General features: G+C 61.1%; 23 protein-coding genes and 2 tRNA genes. 23 read left to right on the forward strand and 2 right to left on the reverse strand.

Features of this window, described 5'->3' with window-relative positions; all coding sequences use genetic code 11:
• Positions 1-8 precede the first annotated feature (8 nt).
• From DNA98_RS00880 to DNA98_RS00980, 22 genes are all read left to right on the forward strand, one after another.
• Positions 9-239 carry a hypothetical protein gene (locus DNA98_RS00880; protein ID WP_110524660.1) on the forward strand — a complete coding sequence of 77 codons (231 nt, stop codon included), beginning with the start codon at positions 9-11 and terminating at the stop codon, positions 237-239.
• A gap of 1 nt (position 240) precedes the next feature.
• Positions 241-795, forward strand: coding sequence for a hypothetical protein (locus tag DNA98_RS00885; protein WP_110524662.1), 555 nt, complete (start codon positions 241-243; stop codon positions 793-795).
• Complete coding sequence (locus DNA98_RS00890; protein WP_110524665.1) at positions 792-1,118, forward strand: hypothetical protein; 327 nt, start codon at positions 792-794, stop codon at positions 1,116-1,118. The genes DNA98_RS00885 and DNA98_RS00890 overlap by 4 nt, the downstream gene beginning before the upstream one ends.
• On the forward strand, positions 1,108-1,647 hold the full coding sequence (locus DNA98_RS00895) for a hypothetical protein (RefSeq protein WP_110524667.1): 540 nt from the start codon (positions 1,108-1,110) through the stop codon (positions 1,645-1,647). Before DNA98_RS00890 ends, DNA98_RS00895 begins: the two co-directional genes overlap by 11 nt.
• Positions 1,640-2,074: a hypothetical protein gene (locus tag DNA98_RS00900; protein WP_129865528.1), complete on the forward strand. Its 435-nt coding sequence runs from the start codon at positions 1,640-1,642 to the stop codon at positions 2,072-2,074. Before DNA98_RS00895 ends, DNA98_RS00900 begins: the two co-directional genes overlap by 8 nt.
• A gap of 8 nt (positions 2,075-2,082) precedes the next feature.
• A complete protein-coding gene (locus DNA98_RS00905; RefSeq protein WP_110524671.1) occupies positions 2,083-2,871 on the forward strand; it encodes a hypothetical protein in 789 nt (262 codons plus the stop codon).
• Positions 2,871-3,356: a hypothetical protein gene (locus DNA98_RS00910; RefSeq protein WP_110524674.1), complete on the forward strand. Its 486-nt coding sequence runs from the start codon at positions 2,871-2,873 to the stop codon at positions 3,354-3,356. Before DNA98_RS00905 ends, DNA98_RS00910 begins: the two co-directional genes overlap by 1 nt.
• Positions 3,340-3,477 (forward strand): hypothetical protein, encoded by a 138-nt coding sequence (locus DNA98_RS17720; protein ID WP_158531582.1) that lies wholly within the window; start codon positions 3,340-3,342, stop codon positions 3,475-3,477. Before DNA98_RS00910 ends, DNA98_RS17720 begins: the two co-directional genes overlap by 17 nt.
• Positions 3,478-3,485: 8 nt before the next feature.
• Positions 3,486-7,160: a phage tail tape measure protein gene (locus tag DNA98_RS00915; protein ID WP_158531583.1), complete on the forward strand. Its 3,675-nt coding sequence runs from the start codon at positions 3,486-3,488 to the stop codon at positions 7,158-7,160.
• Positions 7,157-7,594: a hypothetical protein gene (locus DNA98_RS00920; RefSeq protein WP_110524677.1), complete on the forward strand. Its 438-nt coding sequence runs from the start codon at positions 7,157-7,159 to the stop codon at positions 7,592-7,594. The genes DNA98_RS00915 and DNA98_RS00920 overlap by 4 nt, the downstream gene beginning before the upstream one ends.
• 53 nt (positions 7,595-7,647) lie before the next feature.
• Positions 7,648-8,667 carry a hypothetical protein gene (locus tag DNA98_RS00925; RefSeq protein WP_146237969.1) on the forward strand — a complete coding sequence of 340 codons (1,020 nt, stop codon included), beginning with the start codon at positions 7,648-7,650 and terminating at the stop codon, positions 8,665-8,667.
• A 2-nt stretch (positions 8,668-8,669) separates the two neighbouring features.
• Positions 8,670-10,574: a hypothetical protein gene (locus DNA98_RS00930; RefSeq protein ID WP_110524681.1), complete on the forward strand. Its 1,905-nt coding sequence runs from the start codon at positions 8,670-8,672 to the stop codon at positions 10,572-10,574.
• Between the two features lie 6 nt (positions 10,575-10,580).
• The gene (locus DNA98_RS00935) at positions 10,581-11,126 is read left to right on the forward strand and encodes a hypothetical protein (RefSeq protein WP_110524683.1); all 546 of its coding nucleotides are present in this window, start codon (positions 10,581-10,583) and stop codon (positions 11,124-11,126) included.
• Between the two features lie 119 nt (positions 11,127-11,245).
• On the forward strand, positions 11,246-11,785 hold the full coding sequence (locus DNA98_RS00940; protein WP_158531584.1) for an N-acetylmuramoyl-L-alanine amidase: 540 nt from the start codon (positions 11,246-11,248) through the stop codon (positions 11,783-11,785).
• A gap of 10 nt (positions 11,786-11,795) precedes the next feature.
• Positions 11,796-12,107, forward strand: coding sequence for a hypothetical protein (locus tag DNA98_RS00945; RefSeq protein ID WP_110524687.1), 312 nt, complete (start codon positions 11,796-11,798; stop codon positions 12,105-12,107).
• 195 nt (positions 12,108-12,302) lie between these two features.
• Positions 12,303-14,528: a hypothetical protein gene (locus DNA98_RS00950; protein ID WP_110524689.1), complete on the forward strand. Its 2,226-nt coding sequence runs from the start codon at positions 12,303-12,305 to the stop codon at positions 14,526-14,528.
• A 10-nt stretch (positions 14,529-14,538) separates the two neighbouring features.
• Complete coding sequence (locus tag DNA98_RS00955) at positions 14,539-14,955, forward strand: hypothetical protein (RefSeq protein WP_110524691.1); 417 nt, start codon at positions 14,539-14,541, stop codon at positions 14,953-14,955.
• 20 nt (positions 14,956-14,975) lie between these two features.
• Complete coding sequence (locus DNA98_RS00960; RefSeq protein ID WP_129865521.1) at positions 14,976-15,299, forward strand: hypothetical protein; 324 nt, start codon at positions 14,976-14,978, stop codon at positions 15,297-15,299.
• A gap of 43 nt (positions 15,300-15,342) precedes the next feature.
• Entirely contained in the window at positions 15,343-15,597 is a 255-nt protein-coding gene (locus tag DNA98_RS00965; protein ID WP_129865520.1) for a hypothetical protein, read from the forward strand.
• Positions 15,598-16,525: 928 nt separating this feature from the next.
• The gene (locus tag DNA98_RS00970; RefSeq protein WP_110524696.1) at positions 16,526-16,771 is read left to right on the forward strand and encodes a hypothetical protein; all 246 of its coding nucleotides are present in this window, start codon (positions 16,526-16,528) and stop codon (positions 16,769-16,771) included.
• A complete protein-coding gene (locus DNA98_RS00975; protein WP_158531585.1) occupies positions 16,764-16,997 on the forward strand; it encodes an XRE family transcriptional regulator in 234 nt (77 codons plus the stop codon). The genes DNA98_RS00970 and DNA98_RS00975 overlap by 8 nt, the downstream gene beginning before the upstream one ends.
• A gap of 7 nt (positions 16,998-17,004) precedes the next feature.
• Positions 17,005-17,358 carry a tyrosine-type recombinase/integrase gene (locus tag DNA98_RS00980; RefSeq protein ID WP_158531586.1) on the forward strand — a complete coding sequence of 118 codons (354 nt, stop codon included), beginning with the start codon at positions 17,005-17,007 and terminating at the stop codon, positions 17,356-17,358.
• A gap of 213 nt (positions 17,359-17,571) precedes the next feature.
• Here DNA98_RS00980 and DNA98_RS00985 read toward each other — a convergent pair.
• Together DNA98_RS00985 and DNA98_RS00990 are read right to left on the reverse strand one after the other, a co-directional pair.
• Positions 17,572-17,647 (reverse strand) — tRNA-Phe (locus tag DNA98_RS00985).
• Between the two features lie 51 nt (positions 17,648-17,698).
• Positions 17,699-17,775 (reverse strand) — tRNA-Asp (locus tag DNA98_RS00990).
• A gap of 127 nt (positions 17,776-17,902) precedes the next feature.
• Here DNA98_RS00990 and DNA98_RS00995 point away from each other — a divergent pair.
• On the forward strand, positions 17,903-18,268 hold the full coding sequence (locus tag DNA98_RS00995; RefSeq protein ID WP_110524702.1) for a hypothetical protein: 366 nt from the start codon (positions 17,903-17,905) through the stop codon (positions 18,266-18,268).
• The last annotated feature ends 16 nt before the right edge of the window (positions 18,269-18,284 follow it).

Raw genomic sequence — 18,284 nt, forward strand, 5'->3', positions numbered from 1 at the left:
GGTAACGCATGGCTAAGAAGAACGAGAAAGCCGAAACCCTCAAGACCACCCCGGCCCCCGAGGGGCTGGTGCCGGTGCGGCTCAAGGCCGACGCGCCCTACGGCCGTGTGGTGGTGGGCACCGTCGTGGTCGAGCGCACCAAGTCGGCGGGTGCCGACTGGCCGCTCATTCCTGCGGCGGAACTCGAGCGCTTGAGCGAAGAGTACGCCCTCGAGGCCGTACCCGCCGACGAGGAGTAACGTGGGCTGGCTCGCTCCCTATGCCGATGACCTGCTCCGGATGGCGGGTTATCCTTCCCCGCATCCCCTGGCCGGGGATGCACTGACCTATGCCGAGCAAGCCATCGAGGGCTACACCCGCCGCGTGTGGGGCTCGAGCCAGCCTTTCATTCAGCGCGTCTATCTGAGCGCTAAATCCTACGTCCTGCCCCTGCCGCCGGATGTTACCAGCGTCGCTACCATCAACGGCGAGCCCGCGCCCGCCGGTATCACCTGGACCCTCACCGCCCTGGGGCTCGAGGCCACCGACGCCGAGGGCCGATTGGTGGCCTGGGCCCCCGGCGTGTGGACGGTGGCCGGGCAGCGGGGCAGCGCCGCCATCCCCCAGGGGGTGCTCAAAGCGGCCAGCTTGCTGATCAACGCCTACCTGGGCCTCTCCGACGCGCAGCGCAGCCAGATGGCGACCGCCAGCCGGGGTGATCTCAGCTATTCCATGCGCTACGCCCAGCTCAGCGTGCCGGAAGCTGAAACCTATCTGGCTCCCTACGTCAACCGCATCGCTGGAGGGCTGGCATGAATAACGTGCTTGCCAGGATTTACACCACCAAGCAGCGCCTCGACGCAGGATTCCGCGTGGATGAGATCGGTGCGTTGCTGCTCGAGCAGCCCGCTCAGCTCGTCAGCCCTACCCGTCCCTGGGAGCGGGCCGCTGCGCTGGAGGGCATTTTCTCCGCCACGCTCTACGTGCAAAGCGCCGAGGATTTGACCCCATCCGACATCGCGGTAACCGAAGACCTCGCCAGCGGCCAATCCCGCCAGTGGCGGATTCTGCGCCACGCCAACAGCGGCCCGGAATGGCGGCTCGAGCTGGCCTCGAGGGAGGTGCGCCGTGGCCCTTGATCCCAGCGTTCGCGCCAAGCTGCGCCGCAAGCTCACGGCGGGGCTGGTGAGCGTGGCGGTAGAACTCACCAACGAAGCCAAGGTGCGGGCCACCCGCCACGTGGACACTGGCGAGCGTCGTAACTCCATCACCCACGCCGAACTACCCAACGGTTCGGTGGTTTGGGGACTACCCGGCAACGTCAAAAACGCGGCCCTTGAACTAGGGTTCCGCCCTCACTGGGTGCCAGCAGCATACATTGGCGTCTGGATGCGACGGCACGGATTGAATAGTCGGAAGCTAACTCGTCGAGTCGCCGGGCTCTACGTAGGCGGGCCGGGATCGCGGCTGGATAGCGGCCCCGGCGGGGCCAGCGGCATCCGCCGGATCGGCAACAAGAACGTGTTTGGGCGCTGGCGCACTCGGGGCGAGGTCAGCCGTTACCTCGCGCCGGGGAAGGTGGGCCATAGCGTGCTGCGGCACACCGTGGCTACACGGCTAAAGTCGATTGCGCCCGCCGCTTTCGTCAGGGGGTATCAGCGTGGCTAGCATTCAAGCCGCCGCGTTGCGGCAATTTTACGCCGCGCTCGAGAGTTACCCGCCCCTGGTGGCCCTCACCGGCCACGTGCTGGGGGCTTCCACCCTCGACGCGGGGGCCCGGATCATCGGGGACTCGGTGCGGCTTCGCCCCCATCCCATCCCCGGCGTGGTGCTGGGGCTGGGCAGCCGCAACCAGGGCGGCAAAGCCACGACGCACGAAGCCCTGCGGGACTGGGAGGTCAATCTGCTGGTCTGGGCTGAAGACGTGTTCCAAGCCGCAGAGATCGCTGAGGAGATCGAGAACTTCTGCTCCCTGGCCCGTTGGGAAATGGGCCCGCTGCGTCAGGCGCAGTGGGTCTCGAGCCAGCAAATGGAGCTTACGCAGGATCAGGAATACATCAGCGTGCTGGTTACGGTGCGCTTACGCATCGCATAGGAGGACACATGGGACGTTCGGCGGTAGACACCAACAAAATCGGATTCAGTGCGGGGGCCCGCATGTTCGAGGGCCCGGTAGGGGCCAGTGAAGCCAGTCTGCGCCCCCTGGGGCTCTTGGGGGCTGACGCTACCCTCAACATCGGGCAGACCACCAAGCAGAAGCAGGATCGGGCCCCGTTGGTGGTGGTGAAGCAGGCCATCAACCAGCAGTCGGCGCAGATCCAGGTGGTGCTGCACGAGATCACTCAGGACAACCTGCGCCTGGCCTTCGGACTCGAGGACTCCGACCTCACCGCCCTGGCCGGGGGTGACGTGGTGGTGACCAACGAGCAGGTTGTGTTGGACGCCAACGGCAACGGGGTGCTGGCCAATCCGGTCAAGACCTCGGTAGCCCCGGTAGTGACCAACGTCGGCGGCACCACCACCTACGTGGCCGGGACCGATTACATCTTCATTCCCCGCGACCAGTTCGGGCGCAGCGTGATCTATCGGCTCTCCACCGGGGCTATCCCGGCTCAGGCCACGCTCGAGGTGGATTACACCTGGACCCGCACCGCGCGGGTGGAGTTCCCCATCGGCTCGCGTACCACTGTGGTGGAGCGCAAGATCAAGCTGGAGGAAGAGTACTCTGACGGCCGCAAGCTGGTGGCCATCTTCTACCGGGCCGTCTTGAGCATCAACGGGAACATCACCGTCAACACCGACGGCGAAAACGGCATGAGCGTGCCGGTCACGGTAGATGGGCTCTACGATCCCACCCAGAACAAGATCGTTTCGATTTACCTGGAGGGCTAGTGGCTAGCCAGGCCAAGTTAATCGAGGAATTACGCGCCCGCGTGGCCGAACTGGAAGCCCGTCTGGCCGCGCTCGAGCCCGCCCCCGGCTCCACCTCCGGCCAGCCGGGGGAGGTGCGTGTAGGGGGCCAGGTGGTGCGGCTCAAGCCGCTTTCCCCGGCCCAGTGGGTGCTTGCCCTCAAGGAAATCCCCGGCTTCTTGCTGGCGTACGCCGTGCAGGAAGCGCGGGGGCAGGAACCCGAGGAAGCCCTGCTCGAGCGGCTGGTGAACACCGCCCGGCAGTGGGTAGTAGCCTGCGCCCTGGATCCCTGCGACCCGGCGATGCTCACGATCCCCGAAGCCCAGCAAGTGCTCGTGGAGGTGAGCCGCCAGAACGGGCTGGATGCCCAACTGGCGGAGTTTTTTCGTCAGCGACTCAGCCAAGCTGCTGGATCAAGCGGCGCGGCGCTACGGGATGCGGCCCAGCCAGATGCTCGGGCTAACTGACCCCCGCCAAGCGTTAGCGTTTGACCTTGGGCTAGCCGACCACAGCATGCGCTGGGAACTCGAGCAGGGGCTGGGGGAGTTCTGGTGGATTAGCATTTTGCGGGCCTTCACCGGCAAATAGGGGGGACTGTGGCCGAGCAGCTAAACCTGGGAGACCTCATCTATAGGTTGGGCTTCGCTAACGAGGATGAGTTCCTACAAGCCCTGCAGCGGGTGCTGGGCCAAGCTGAAGCCAAAGCCAAATCGGGCGGCGGCGCGGGCGGCCGCGAGTTCGGGGAAGCGTTCAGCACCGAAGCCAAAAAAGCCATCGGCCCAGGGGATCAGCTGGTGCGTTCGCTGGGGCTGGATGCGGTAGGCGTATTTCTGGGCAACGCTCTGTATAACGCTTTCCAGAACGCCCTGGGGGCCACCAAACAGTTCATCGGACAATCCGTGCAGGAGTTCGCCCGCTACGAGCAAGGGCTGGTCCAGCTCAAATTGGCCGGGGAGCAAAACCTGGGGGCCGCCGCCGCCAAGATCAGAGAGATTGCCGAAGCGTCGAAAGTCTTTAGCGAAACCGACGTGAGCCTCACCCTGGGCGAATTGGTCAAAGCCGGATACGACGCCAGCACCGCGATGGAGTTGACGGCCAAATCCACCAATCTGGCCGCCGCCGAAATCAACTCCGCCACCGGGAAATTTCTCGACCTCACCGACTCCGCCAAGGCGGTGTCGGATATCGTCTCCGGGCTGGGCTATAACATAAACGAAGCCGGACGGATTATAGACGTGCTGGGCAAGACCGCCCAGGATTCGAAGCTGTCGCTAGCCGACCTGGTGCCGGCCATCGCTAGCGTAGCAGGTACAGCCAAGAGCGTGGGGCTCGAGGTCGAGGACCTAGGGGCGACCTTCGCTGCGCTCAAAGACAAAGGAATCCCCGCTGCGGAAGCAGCCACCGGGCTGCGTTCGGTCATCAACTCGTTGATTCAGCCCCCGGCAACCGCCAAAGATGCGTTCGAAAAGCTGGGGCTCACCATCTTGAAAGCCGACGGGACCACCCGCAGCTACGCCGAAGTCTTACAAAATCTCAATCGGGTAGCCGCCGGGCCCAGGGGGATTCAGCTATTGGCCCAGGGGATGGACACCTTCGCCCTCAACACCGCTGTAGCCTTGGGCAAATCCGCTAACGCTATCGGGGACTTCAGAAAGGGGCTGGAGAGTGCCAGCGGAGCCACCGAGCAGTTAGCCAATACCCTCAAGGACACCGCTTTGGGCAAGTTCCAGCAGCTTGAAGCGGAAATCGCCAACACCCGCCGGGAGATCGGGCAAAATTTGCAACCCGCCATCGCCCTGTTCCTGGAAAACGTGGCAGGGCCGTTCGCCCGCTGGGTGGGGAACGTTGCCGCCGGATTCCGTGAAGCCACGGAAGCGGCCAGGGACTACCGCCGGGAAATCGAATCTGTACGAAATGGCACCGCCCCGGTGGCTTCCCAGGTGCGGCTCCTACGGGAAGCGGTGCAGCAGCTCGAGAAGACCACCAGCCCGGAGGGACAGCCGCTAAAGGTTGGACCGATCACGGTGGGACGTTTTTTCGTCACCGGCTCGCTCGAGGGCGACCTAAAGCTACTCGAGGAACAGCGTCGCAGACTTCAGGAAGCTGAAGCGAAATTACAGGCGGCTAACGCTAAAACGCCGCCTCCGCGTAAGGAATCCCCACCGTCTCCAAAACCGCTTGCCATTCCCGACATCTCCCCCGGCAAAGACAAGAAATCCGAAGACGCCGTAGTCAAGCAAGCCCGCGAGCTGCAGGACCAGCTAAAGATTCTCCAGGACCGCTTTTCCCTGGGGCGGCTTTCCGCCGAGCAATACCGCGCCGAGCTAGAGAAGCTGGGGCGGCAGCTTCAAGCTCTCGAGAAATCCGCCACCACCACCGAGCGCAAATCGGCGGTGCTGGGCGGGCTGGCCGATGTCAAAAAGACCCTCGAGGATATTTCCAAATCGAATTTTGAAACGCGCATAAAAGCCCTCAGCGATGAGCTAGAGCGACAAAAAACGCTCTTTTCCGACACCCGTAACGTCAACCAGTATGCGGGCGCATTAGCGAGCTTGGAGAAGAAAGCGCAGGCCCTGGGGCGAGCGGCCACCACGGAGCAGGCAAAAAAGGGCGTTGACGACCTGCTCAAACAGATCAGCACAGGGCGCAAGGAGTTGCAGAAAACCCTCGAGGAAAGCGGCACCCAAGCCGCAGAGTTCCTATCCCAGCAAGCCCTGGCCCGGCTGCAATCCCTCTACGGCGACGGAATACAAGCCACCCTGGCCGCCGTGCGCCGCAGCTACCCCGACTTCAAGAGCGCTTTTGAAGACCTGCTCAAAACTGGCTTGAAGTTTGACGCCGCCCAAATGCTGGCCGCACTGGCGTTTCCCTCGAGCTTCATCAATTCCCTGGGCGATACCTGGGGCCAGGGGCTGAGCACGGCCGCCCAGCGGGCGGGGGAGCGAGCCCTGGATGAGTTCTATCAAATCCCCGAGCGGCTGCAGAAACAGACCGATGCGGTGATGCTCCGACTGCGGGTGAGCGAGATGACCCCCGAGGAGCTGTTGGGGCTCTCGCCGCAACTGCTGGAGCAGTATGTCAAGGAACTCGAGCAGTACGGCATAGACGCGGAAAACGAGATCGACCGGCTCAAGACGGCCATCGCCACCCTCACCGCCGATCCCGCCGTAATCGAGCGGGCCATCCGGGAGAGCGCCGAGTACGGCGACGAGATCGTCAAAACCGGGCGCAAGGTGGCCGACGGCGCCGACTACGCTAAAACCGGGCTGGACGAGTTCAGGAAATCCCTGGAAACCCTAGCCGCAGCGGCCGGTACCCCCCTGGCCGCTATCGAGCAGCTAGCCGTGCTGGAGGGGAATCTCAAAGACGCGCTGGCCCTGGGGTTCTCTTCGCCCCAGGAAGCCGAGCGAGCCCAGGCCCAGCTCGAGATCGTCTCCAATTTGCTGGATAAGCTCACCAACTCTCTGCGCGGCACCGAAGCCCCGCTCGACCGCTTTGTACGCAAACAAGGGGAAATGCGGGACGGCCTGCAAGTGACTATCGAGGGCAATCTATCCGACGATTCCCTCAGCGGGCTCTTTAGTGACCTCGAAGCTGAAGCCGAGCGCGGCAACGAGAAAGCCAAAGAGCTACTGGATACGCTGCGGCAAATCATCCTGGCTAGGGGCCAAGCGTTTGGCGATGCGACTAATTTGGGGTCCACCGACTACCGCAAGCTCGAGCGCGAGGGCTACGGCAGCGACCAGGGGATGGACGCGTTCGAGCGCGACCGGCAAAAGCGCGAGGAGGAATCCCAGAAGCAGCTTCAGCAATTCGAAGCCCAGCTAACCGACATCGCCCTGTCGTTCCCCAAAGCCCTGGTCCGGGGGATTCTCTCCGGGGACGTGGCGGGGGCCCTAAAGCAAGCCCTGGGCTCAGCCACGGACTTCTTCCTCAATAAAATGCTCGAGGCCATCCTGGGGCCCATAGCAACCCAACTGGCTCAATCCATTGCCAGCAGCGGCGTGCTAGGTCCAATAGGGCTAGCCATTGGCGCAGGGTTGCTATTGCTCAATTTTCTCTTCAACAAACCCGAGCCCGCATCGCAAAAAGCCGCCGCCGAGCGCTCGAGCTTGCAATCCTCGACCCCTTCCATTACCTACAATGTCGAGGCCGTCCTGAACGCCACACTGCAGGGGGATCTCAAAGATCCAGCGACGCGGGCCGAGCTACGCAGTCTGATGCGCCAGGTAGCGCTAGACGTGCTCAAGGAGGTGCAACTCGTTCGATGAGCTACACGCCGATCACCGTCACCCCCCTCAATCCCGCAGGGAGCGCCGTAACCCTACCCATGCCGGAGTCGGTGGAGAATGCCACCAACACGGTTACCTTCGAGTTTATCGACCCTATGGATGCGTCAGGGCAGCCTATAGATCTGCCAACACTGGCAGAGCCGGTGCTCACTGGATCACCTGAGCGCATACAGCAAGACATTCGCCGGGACGGCAAACGTCAGGTGCAATCTGATCCCCCCGCTCGGCTGGTTTTGGTGGAGTGGCAAGAGATTGAGCACTACACGGCCACTCAGCGCAGCTACGCGGCTGTTGGAGCGCTGGTGCTGGCGGCTAAACGCTATAACAAGTCCGCCGGCGAGGGCATCAGTTTGAGTGTGATCCTCTACCGAGCGGACGCTATCTGGACGGCTGAGGGGGTGCTGGAACTGTGAATCTCGGAGTCTCGCCGCTCACGCCGCCTCGAGTACGGCGCTACCCGATGGACATGAGCAACTTTGAGCTTCCCAGCGTCAAGCGCTGGTGGACGCTGGAAGATTACGCCAGGGTGGGGCTGTTCGGGGCATATTTTCACTCTGGCGCAGGGGAGATTCGTGCGCAAGCGTTTTGGGGACTGTTCCGTTCTGATCCCAAGCCGTACGCCTTTCACCTTACGGATCCGGTGACCCTGTTCCCGTATACTCTGGGGCCAAATCCCGACATTCGGATCGCTAAAGGCCAAGTCCCCGGCCCTTTCGGGGGGGATGAGCGCTATTTTGCCGTACTCGCAACCCCGCCGTTTGGGGGCAGCGGTTATGTAGTCGGATTGGTGAGGGAGCCGGTGAATTATGTTCCGACAGAAAATTATCGGATAGGGCCGTATATCCTGCGCACTAGCCCACCCAAAGCCGGGGTAATCACTCCTATCGGGTTCAACGATACCCAAACCCATTTGCTAATTGCTGTGCCGCTAACCGATCGAATCCTGATAGAGCGATTGGAGTTGATACGAGACCCGGATACCCAGGAACTAACGGGGTTGCAGTTTGCAGGGAACACGGAGTGGATACACGGCTATAGTGCCAATTTGACGTATCTGCGCCAGCAATACTCGGGGAGCTTGGAGGGAGTTTTATTAGATATAAACAGCGATTTGTTCGCTTTTTCAATCCAGCTTGACGCGGACGGCAACGTGGTTTCAGGCAGCCTCGGCCCAATCCAAGTGCGTGCTCCTTATGGTGGCAACCTGGTACACGGCTGGAATCCCGATGACGGCACGCTGGTGTTTTCCCAGGAGGCGCATACCTATGTAGGCCGAGTGTTCGGCGTCCAGTTGTTCGATCCGGTGGACGTGGAGCAGCCCTATGACCCCCACAACAATCGCTACCTATGGGAGCCTGCCCAGATCAAATGGCTGCCGCTGGTGGCCGCTGGCCCACAAACCCTAGCCCAGCGTTATTACTCTGACAAAAATAGCTGGGCGTATTTTGGCATGCTTGCCATGTCCCCGCCCTCCAGCTTGGGGTGAATATGCCGCTGCCCGTTACCGACCCCAACCACACCAGCGACCTGGCGTTTTACATCCTGGAAGGAATTCTTCTCCCAGGAGGTGGGCTTCTGCCCATCTGGCGGGGGAACCGGCTGGATCTTTATAACGGCTCGCTATTCGGGATAGGCAATCAAGCGCTGCTGGGGGGCCCGAGCTATTGTCTCGCGTTTGATTTGCATCGCTCTGAATTGCGATTGTACGAGTTTGATCTCAACCTGCCACCCGAACTCATCTCCGACCCCGTCCGGCTGCAACTTGAAGAATCTCTCACCGGCCCGGTGGTGGACGCCAGCATCGATTTTGCCCTTTTCAATCGCGGCCAGTTAGATCGAGACAACAAATACTACATTGGCTCGCGGCTTGAGCCCTATACCTCGCTGTACCAGTTTTTCATCAACACCATAGACCCTAACCGGGGTCTAGTGGACTATACCGGGGAGACCTATCTACGGCGGCTAGACCGCATCCCTGCAACCCGTCAGGTATTGCTGCCGCCCAGCGGGGGGCCCTACACGCCCAAACAGTGTCTGCAAGCCATCCTCGACACGTATGGCGTAAACTACGACCCACTGCCGGAATTGCGGCTGCTTGGAGCAGAAGGGCCCTTCATCATCGATATCCCCGGTTATGCCTATTTCCCGCCCAAAGCCGAGGATAAAACCGATCCCCCGTCGCTCCTCGAGCTGATCCAGCGGGCTGTCGCTCCATTTGAGGGTTACTATTTACGGATCAACTCACTGACCAATCGCCTAATGCTGGTGCCACCCCCCTGGGCCCCTGAAGCCACGCCAGGGCCCACCCTTGCCAACGCCGATATTTTGGAAATAGATCCCGGCGAGATTGACCCCTCGACGGTGGTCAACCGCTGCACGGTGCGCAGCCAGGGATTCAGCTTCACGGCCAGTCCGGTGGCGGTGCTGGAGCCTGCCTCATTCGGCTTTCGGGGCTCGTTTGATCCTAACAAAGGAGCCAACCCGCTATTTACCGTCGAGCACCCCACTCCCTCCGACCTCACGAATAAAGCGCTCAACGATGCCCCCATCGTATACGGCAAAGAGACCCGGCGCGGGACGCTAGCCATCTGGCCGCTGCAAGCGCAAACCGTGCTGGGAGACCAAACCCTGCAGGTGAATTGGATACTAACTACCTGGATTTACGAATTAGCCACCGGACAGTACGGAGGGACTACCGGCTACCCCAAGAGCGGCAGCGCCACCATCCCCCTGGACGGCTCGAGCGTCGAGCTATTCAAAGAGAGCTTGCAGTTAGGAGCCCCGCTTTCCTACGGCCACATTTGGGTATACGCAGCGTGGGATGCCCAGGCCCAGGGCGTGCGGCTGGACTATGATCTCTATCTGTATTCACAAAGCATTGGCTTCAACGGCACCGGCCTATCTGTTTACGGCGTGCGGGTAGAGCTAGCCGGGCTAGCCAAGAAGCTGGACAGGGGCGATCTTGTTGTAGCCACCTTTGGCGAGACCTACGACATCGCGCCGGGGCTATCGCTCAGCCAGTCGCGGTATGGAATACGGCAAAAAACTCTGGACATCGATTATCAGCTCACCCCCGATCAGGCTATGGCTATAGCGCAAAATCAGGTAGAAAAAGGACTCAACCCCAAGCAGATTTATCGGGTGCGCCAAGCGGCGAACATGCTCGTGCGGCCTGAGCATCTGGGACGCCGCGTGTATATTCCCCGCCCGGATGGAACTCCGGGGCTGCTAGAGGGGACGGTGCGGGCCTGGCGCTACCTCGAAGCCCACAGCACCGGTGGGGTGCAGGCCGATAGCGAGTTTGAGTTGGAGGTTACCCGCAACGTATTTGGCGACGCAACCAATTTCACCCAATACGACGAGGGCATTTACGGCCTGAGCGCATACTTATAAGGAGGAATGATGCCAACCTACAAACCCTACACCGAGATCAGCAGCCTACCGGGATCAGGGGGAGTCCGACGCATCAAGGAATATCACTTAGACCGCCACGCCGAGGCCCTGGCTAACCAGCTCGAGGCGCTGTGCCGTTTTCTGTTTTCCGCGGGCGGTATCGCCGAAGCCGGGACGGTGACGCTTACCGGGTTTGACCTCCAGGTGCAGAATCGGCTGGGGCTCACCCTGGACGGACTGGCCCCGGTGCAAATAATCGACGAGACCCTGACCCTGCCCTCCACCCCAGCGACCGGCACCAAATGCCGGGTGGTGATGGCGGCGTTCCCTCAATTAGCATCCCCTGCCGACAGCTACACCGATCCCAGTACATCGGAGATGGTCTCTCAGCCGATGAGCGTGGGGCTGGGGGGGCTCTTGTTTGTCGAGGGGGATACCACCAACTATCCGGCTATTCCCAACGGGGCCGCCCCGGTGGCGCAGCTTACCCGCACTTCTACGGACTACACCCTGGACCTGATAGAAAACACCCCGCCCACTTTCCGCTGGTAACGGGTCGCACTCAAGCCTTCGCTCGAGTGAGGATTGAAACCGCCGATAACGTGCTACACTGAATGTAGACACCCCTTTCAGGGGAAGCGGCCAAGCCGCACCTGAAGGGGGTTTTTCGTTTGCGGATCGTTTTGGACCCCGGACACGGCAATTTTCCCGGCCCCGGCTACGACCCTGGAGTAATAGGGCCCCCACCCCTGCGGCGGCACGAAGCGGCGGCGGCACTCGAGCTGGCCCTCTCCTGCCGGATGCTGCTCGAGCAGGACGGACACGATGTCTATCTCACCCGCAACGGGCAGGGCATCTCGGGCAAGCCGGATCTTGCCTGGCGGCTGCGCTTTGCAGCCAACCTGCGGGCCGATCTATTCGTGAGCATCCATTTCAACATGATCGGCGGGGGCGGGCTGGTCTACCACGCGCCGGGGGCTGCTTCCGAGCGCTTCGCCAGGGGGCTGGCCCGGAGGGCCGGGCTCTCGAGGGTTTGGCCCTCGAGCGATTCGCGCTTTGGCGGGCTCTACATCGACGCGTTCCCCGATGAGCGCCCGGCGGTGCTGTGGGAAGTGGATGGGATCGAGCGGGCCCCGCTACCGGGCGTACTGGGCAGGGGGGCCCGGCTACGTCTGGCGGGGGCGCTGGTTCAGGCAGTAAAGGACTTATAAGGAGGAACCCATGCAGTTTAGCGGAATCTTTCTCGAGCTGATCAAAATCGCAGCAGAGCTAGCCGACCTCGACGAGCCGGGGGAAAAGAAGCTGGCCGATCTAACCGAGCGGTGCGTGAGCTTGCTCGAGGTGGCCGATGACGCAGCGGTGTCGTTGCTGCCCCCTGGGTTTCGCGATGTCGCGCGGTGGCTCATCGACAACCCCGGCGTGGATTCCTGGGAGCGGGAAATTGCCAAATCCATCGCGGAAGCTGCTTACCAAGCCTGGAAAGCGCTGCGGGAGCTATTGGGCAAGGATCAGGCCAAAGCGGTGCTGGGGTAGGTATGCGCGCAGGATTAGCGTTGGCGGCGCTGTTAGCAGTGGGGCTCACCCAGTCCTCGAGCCCCCCCTTTGGAGTGCGGCTCTCCGCACTCCCCGCCACGACCTCGAGCCCAGTATCGCCCTACCCCCTCAGGATTGGTGGGCTTCGAGACGGGAAACATCGAGGGTGCCCTGCGCCCCCCTAACTAGGACTGTATGGCTGCGCCCAATGTTGTCGGATTACGTCACAGTGGAGTATACGAAGGGGTTACCACTTCGTCATACTCATTCCAGCTAAACCAGGCGGTTCAGTCCGGGCGCTACCTCTACATCCGGGTTTTTTGCAAACCGCTTTTTAGCGGCGGGAGTGAGGCTGAAGCCCAAGAATACGCCACTGGGCTGCGGCTGCGGATCAACAAAAACGGGCGTCCCCTGAAAGTCCTCGGGCACGTGGCCCAGACCAACTCGGTGGAGAATTTCCACTGGCTGTTTCGTTTGGGAGAAGATATTTCCGCCGCCGACATCATCACCCTCCAAGCCAAAGGTGGCTGGAACACGGATGTATATGTGTGCTTGGTGCACGAGCTGCAAGCCTCGAGCGGTAAGGTCATTGTGCCTGCGTACATCAAAGAAAACGACGAGCGAGGCTCGATGCCCAACAACATCCCCCGAGCACGGGCTGAACCACTGCCAGCAGGGGTTTCCCGGTTGTGGTTCCGGGATCTAGGGTATCGCGAAACGCCGAAAACGCTGACTGCTGACTCGAGATTTTCCAACCCCATCTCTATCGGCAGCACCGCCAAAGCCCCCGCGACTGCAAATGTCAGCGTCCACAGCGGCTACTACATTGGGACCGATACTGATTTATTGGTAGACGAGACCCTGTCGGCGGCGGTGTGGTGGGAATCCGTCCTCATCGCGTTTGAAGAAGTAGATGATCCGGGTCCGTCGGCTCCTTATTTGGTATCAATGCACGAGACCTACTACGCCAAAACAGAACCACCAGGCAATGCCTATATTGCGGGGGATATCAAACTGGGGGATGGCCAGGCGGATGACGCTTTGGTGGTTTTTCTCACCACCGACACCGGTACCAACAAAGAACCTCCCGCTGGCCTGGCGCTTTTGAACAAGATCAATACAGGGGGATGTTCGCTGTATGTTTGGATGCGCCGCTATACTGACGTGCCCGAATTATCCAGCAGCAACCAACCGGAGCGCTATACCTTCGACCAAACCAACCTGGGGGCTCAGGGAGTTTGGACGGCCACGACCTTGCGCTTCCCCGGATCGAGTCCTTGGACAGTGCGAAGCTCCGGCACCGCCACCGGCGGGAGCACCTCGACGCTCGTTGATAGCGGAAAGGATTTCGTCGCTTTGGGAGTGCAGGTAGGGGATTACGTAGAGATTGGTCCCAACGCGGCACAGACCGCAATCGTCGCGAGCGTCAGCGCTACCACTCTGACCTTCTCCCAAACGCTGGGAATTGCCGTGAGCACAGGCGACGCTTATGTAGTGCGCAAAAATCCCCTCACGGCCTATGTGCAAGCTGCCAGCATCAACCCCCGCAGCATCCCTGCCCAGGCACCCGCCCAGATACCGAGCCTCTATCTGTTCGGGGCCTTTGCCAACACCTCGATTGGCCAGGATGATAACGCCTGGAGTGCGGCCCCCGCGGTGGATAACGGTAGCTACATGCTAGTAGAAAACGGCGCGGCCTGGGCTAACTTCAAAGCGTTTTACGGGTGGAAGACGACATCCAACCCTGTCAACGCCAGCCTAACTTTCCAGCCAGGACGCGATCAGGTCAATGCTGGCACCCCCACCCCCACCGACGGGGCCGGACACACTCTATTGGTCTTCGCAGCCCCAGTTGCTACCACCAGCGCTCTCTCTCTGGCCAGCACCTCTCTACGCGCCAAGGGGCAAACCGTAGTTTTGAGCCAAACGCATCTGCTGGCTGTAGCTAGCGGAGCGCTCGCAGCTAGGGGTCAGGGGGTCGCTGTTAGCCAGTCCCACCTGCTCCAGCTCGCGGTTTCGGTGCTACGCGCCAAAGGTCAGGGCATTGCCCTGGCCCAGACCCACTTGATTGCGCTGCAAAGTGTTCCCTTACACACCAAGGGGGGGGGGGCGCTAGCGGTGGCCAGCGGGAATGCCCTCGAGCTGACAAACGGGGGGTTGCACGCCAGAGGGCAGGCGTTTTCTCTCAACCAGACCCATCTGCTGGGCTTCACTAACGGGAGGCTGCGCCTCGAGGGCCAGCCAGTTGCTCTATTCGGCCCCAGCACCCTGGTTGTAGCCTCGGGGGTCCTACACATCAGGGGCCGGCTGATCGCGGTGTATGGCTCGAGGCTCGAAGGCACGGCGTTTACGGTGCGTCTAATTGAGCCAAAATACACCGCTCGGCTCGTTTCTCCCGCGCAAACTGCGCGGATAAGGTAAAGGAGGGCATATGCCAACATACGTACATCCGGACATCTGCGACAAGGGGCTCAACGAGATTAAGGCGGTCGCCGCTGCAGGGAACCTGCGGCTCATCGTGTTCGCCGGGCAACCGGCCAGCGTCACCGAGGCCCGTGCCCTATACGATGGCACGACCGGCAAGACCCGGCTCACCCCCGAGGTCGCCATCGCCAGCGGTGACATTACTCACCAGAACAGCGCAGGCGGAGGGCGCGAGTTGGTGTTCGCAGCCAAAAGCACTACCTGGGCAGCCACCCGCCCTGCAGGGGATCTGCGCTATGGGTTGGTGGACGTGACCTCCGGGCTAGAGCGGTTGCTCTGGGTTGAGCAGGAAACCAGCGACCAGGCCACCACCAACGGCAACCCGGTAAACATCCCCAGCTTCAAAATTACTTTGGAGCCCTGATGCCGTATAACAACACCGCTGTGATTTGGGTTAGCGCTCGTAACCCGCTGGTGCTGGAGCTGCGGGTAAACGGGGAGCTAGCCCCTGCAGCCGAGCTAGGGAGCATCGCTCGCTGGGTGCTGGAGCTGCGACGCTTCGGCCAGGCTGTATTCGCAATCGATCAACTGACCAACTCGACCGCCTTCAGCCTTGAGGCAGCCAGCGCGCGGCTGACTGTGGATTTAAGCGACGTAGCAAACGTCCCCACCGGGCTATTCGCGCTGCGGCTCTACAGCTACGACTCCAGCGATGATGATCCAGTTATCTGGCTCGACGGAGAAGTTTCGCTCGAGATAAGAGAGTAAACGACGTCTATTGCGCAGTGAGCGAGGAAACATGGAGCCGGAGATGCAACGAATCTACGAGCGCCTCGAGCGCCTGGAGCGCGGCAACGAGCGCCATTCGGCAGTGCTCGATGAGCACTCCCGGCGGCTGGAGGCGCTCGAGGGGCTGCCCTCGGCTTTGGCCGCGATCAATCAGGCCATAGGGCGGCTCGAGGCCAAAATTGAGGGACAAAAACAATATGCGGGGCTGATCCAGGCGGTGGTGTGGCTGTTGCTGGGGGGGGTGCTGGCGGCGGGGTTCGAGTTGTTCAAGCGTTAGTTCCCATCCAGGGAAGGGATGACGGCAACCTGACGGCAACCCAGGGGTAAAAGTGGGGAATAGTGAGTTTGAAAAAGCCCGCCTAGGACACAAGTGGAAATGCCGGGATACGCCTGATTGTACTTCGTAATCGAGCGGTCGTGGGTTCAAATCCCACCTTCGGCTCCAGATAACACCAGGACGGTAAAAATGCCGTTTTGGTGTTTTTTGTTGCTGCAATTCTATGAGCCGCCCAGGACGCGCGGCGTTGGGGTGGAGGTGTGAGAGGGGCGAAAGCGCGCAAGTCGAGCGGGCTAAAACGTCATAAACCTGGAATGGAAACAACGCTTGGGAAGTGGTTTGACGCTTTCCTATTGGATGCGCGTAGCCGGGGCTCGAGCCGGCATATTGCCGCGTTTACAGGGGTTTCATCAATGACCATACTGCCCCCCGTGCTTCGGCGCACAGACTGGGGCAGTAAATCAGGATGTTTTACTTCTCCAACCCTTGCGCTTGGTACCCTTGGTGCCAAGGGGCGGAATCGAACCGCCGACACGGCGAAGGTCTAATTCAGGTGTATCCCGACGTTTCTGCTTGTGCCCTGGACGGACTTTTTCAAACCCACCACCCCCCCACTTTTACCCCGAGGTTCGAGCGCCGCTGGATGGATGCAATAGACGCTTAGCACCTCTCAGATACGCTATCTTTAGCAAATATGCTAAGGTAGGGGTGTGGGCAGGAACAAGGACATCCGCAAAAAGATCGAGGGCCACCGCCGCCAGATCGCTTTACACCAAGAGAAAATCCGCCTCTAGCTGGCCAAGCCCGACCCCGATCAGGATGCCATCCGCGACTGGCAAACCCATATTCGCAAACACGAGATGCTGGTTGAACGCTTAGAAAAGAAGCTCCCCTAGGGAGTTTCGATGTTTCTGCCTTGGGAGGATTTATGGTCAAGACCGAACTCGAACGGCTTAGCGAACGCAGCGAGCGCCAATTGCTCGAACTCGAGCGCGAGTGCATCCGTTTCCTCGAGCTGCGCAACCGGCTGGCCCACGGCGATCTCGACGAGGCCGAGCGCGAGCGCCTGGAGGGCGACCTCTACGCCCAGCTCACCCAGCTCGAGTCCGCTGCCGAGGTCGCCCGCGATGGCATGGACGCCGTGACCGAGGCCCTCCCGGATGACGATGAGTAAGGCCACTCATGAGCCCAATCCGGTAAGCCTGGAGCTAGCGCGGGCCCTCAAAGAGGCGGGGCTCAGCCAGGCCGAGCTAGCCCGGCGGTTGGGGGTGAAGCAACCCTCGATCGCCCGGCTCTTCTCGCCCAACTATGACGGGCACAGCGTGCGCAGCCTCCGCGGAATCGCAAACGCGCTCGGCTGTAGGCTGGAGATACGCCTGATCAAGCCTGAGGAGGGTTAGGGCAGATGTGGATTGGTCCGCAGGCGGCATCTGGGTGCGGCGCAACTACACGGTGGTTTGGGGAAAAAAGGTCATCCACACCCCTAAGACCCACCGGTCAAACCGCCCCGTGGACGTGGGACCGGACGTCCTCGAGGTGCTCAGGCAGCACCGGGAAAAGCAGGAGAAGAAACGCCTCGAGATGGGCGAGGATTGGGTGTTCACGACCTCGCTAGGCACGCCGATCGAGCCGGGGAACCTTCACCGTGAGTTCGTGCGGATCATCCAGCGCGCCGGGGTGAAGCGAATCCGCTTCCACGATCTGCGCGATACCCATGTAAGCTTGCTGGCCCTGGCCGGGATGGACTTTCTGAGCGGGTAGGGCATTCCAACGTCGCCTTTACCCAGCAGACCTATCAGCACGTCTTCGCGTTCCAGCGCAAGAAGGCCGCCCTGGCGGTGAGCGATTTGTTAGGCACGGAGAAGCCCACCGCCTGAAGCGCGTTGCCGTCAGGTTGCCGTCAGAACGCAGCAACCGGGAGTCTTTTCAACTCCCGGTTATCTCATTTTGAGCCGTCCCCATCGGCTTTTTTCCTGGTGCCAAGGGGCGGAATCGAACCGCCGACACTGCGATTTTCAGTCGCATGCTCTACCGACTGAGCTACCTTGGCCTGCGGCGCGCCGGGCACAGCGTGGGCTTCAGCCGCACACGGCGCGCGTTTTGGCGGCCCGGACGGGACTTGAACCCGCGATCTCCCACGTGACAGGCGGGTATGTTAACCAACTACACCACCGGGCCAGTTTTCAGCTGCCTTGGGTTGTCCAAAGGGCAGCACATAGGATGATAGTCGAGGGGGGAAAGGCTGTCAAGCAGATCGGGAAAGTATAGGGTAGACGCTAAGCACCCCGAAGGCGGTTCGCCACAGATGTCCTGGCGGGAGGTCTTAGGGATTCACAAAACCCTACGGGGCATCGGTTCGGGGAGCTTGTTGGTAGATAGGGGGGAGTCCGGTTATCGCAACGAATTCTTGCCCGATGGGCGGATCGTCTACCCTGGAGAAGGGCTACGGGGTAACCAGCAACCCACCGGGGGCAACCGGATTTTGCTGGAGGCTTACACAGATAAACGCCCCATGCGGGTTTTTGCTCGCGAGGGTCCTAACCGCTGGCGCGATCTGGGAAAGTATCGGGTCGAGGAGGTGCAGTACACCTGGTTACCGCCCGAACGCCGCTATATCTACAGGTTTACCTTGATACCCGAGTTATCCACAGATCTTGAGTCCAAATTGTAGGTGTAACACCGGGAAA

Source organism: Meiothermus sp. Pnk-1, from assembly GCF_003226535.1.
Lineage (GTDB): Bacteria > Deinococcota > Deinococci > Deinococcales > Thermaceae > Allomeiothermus.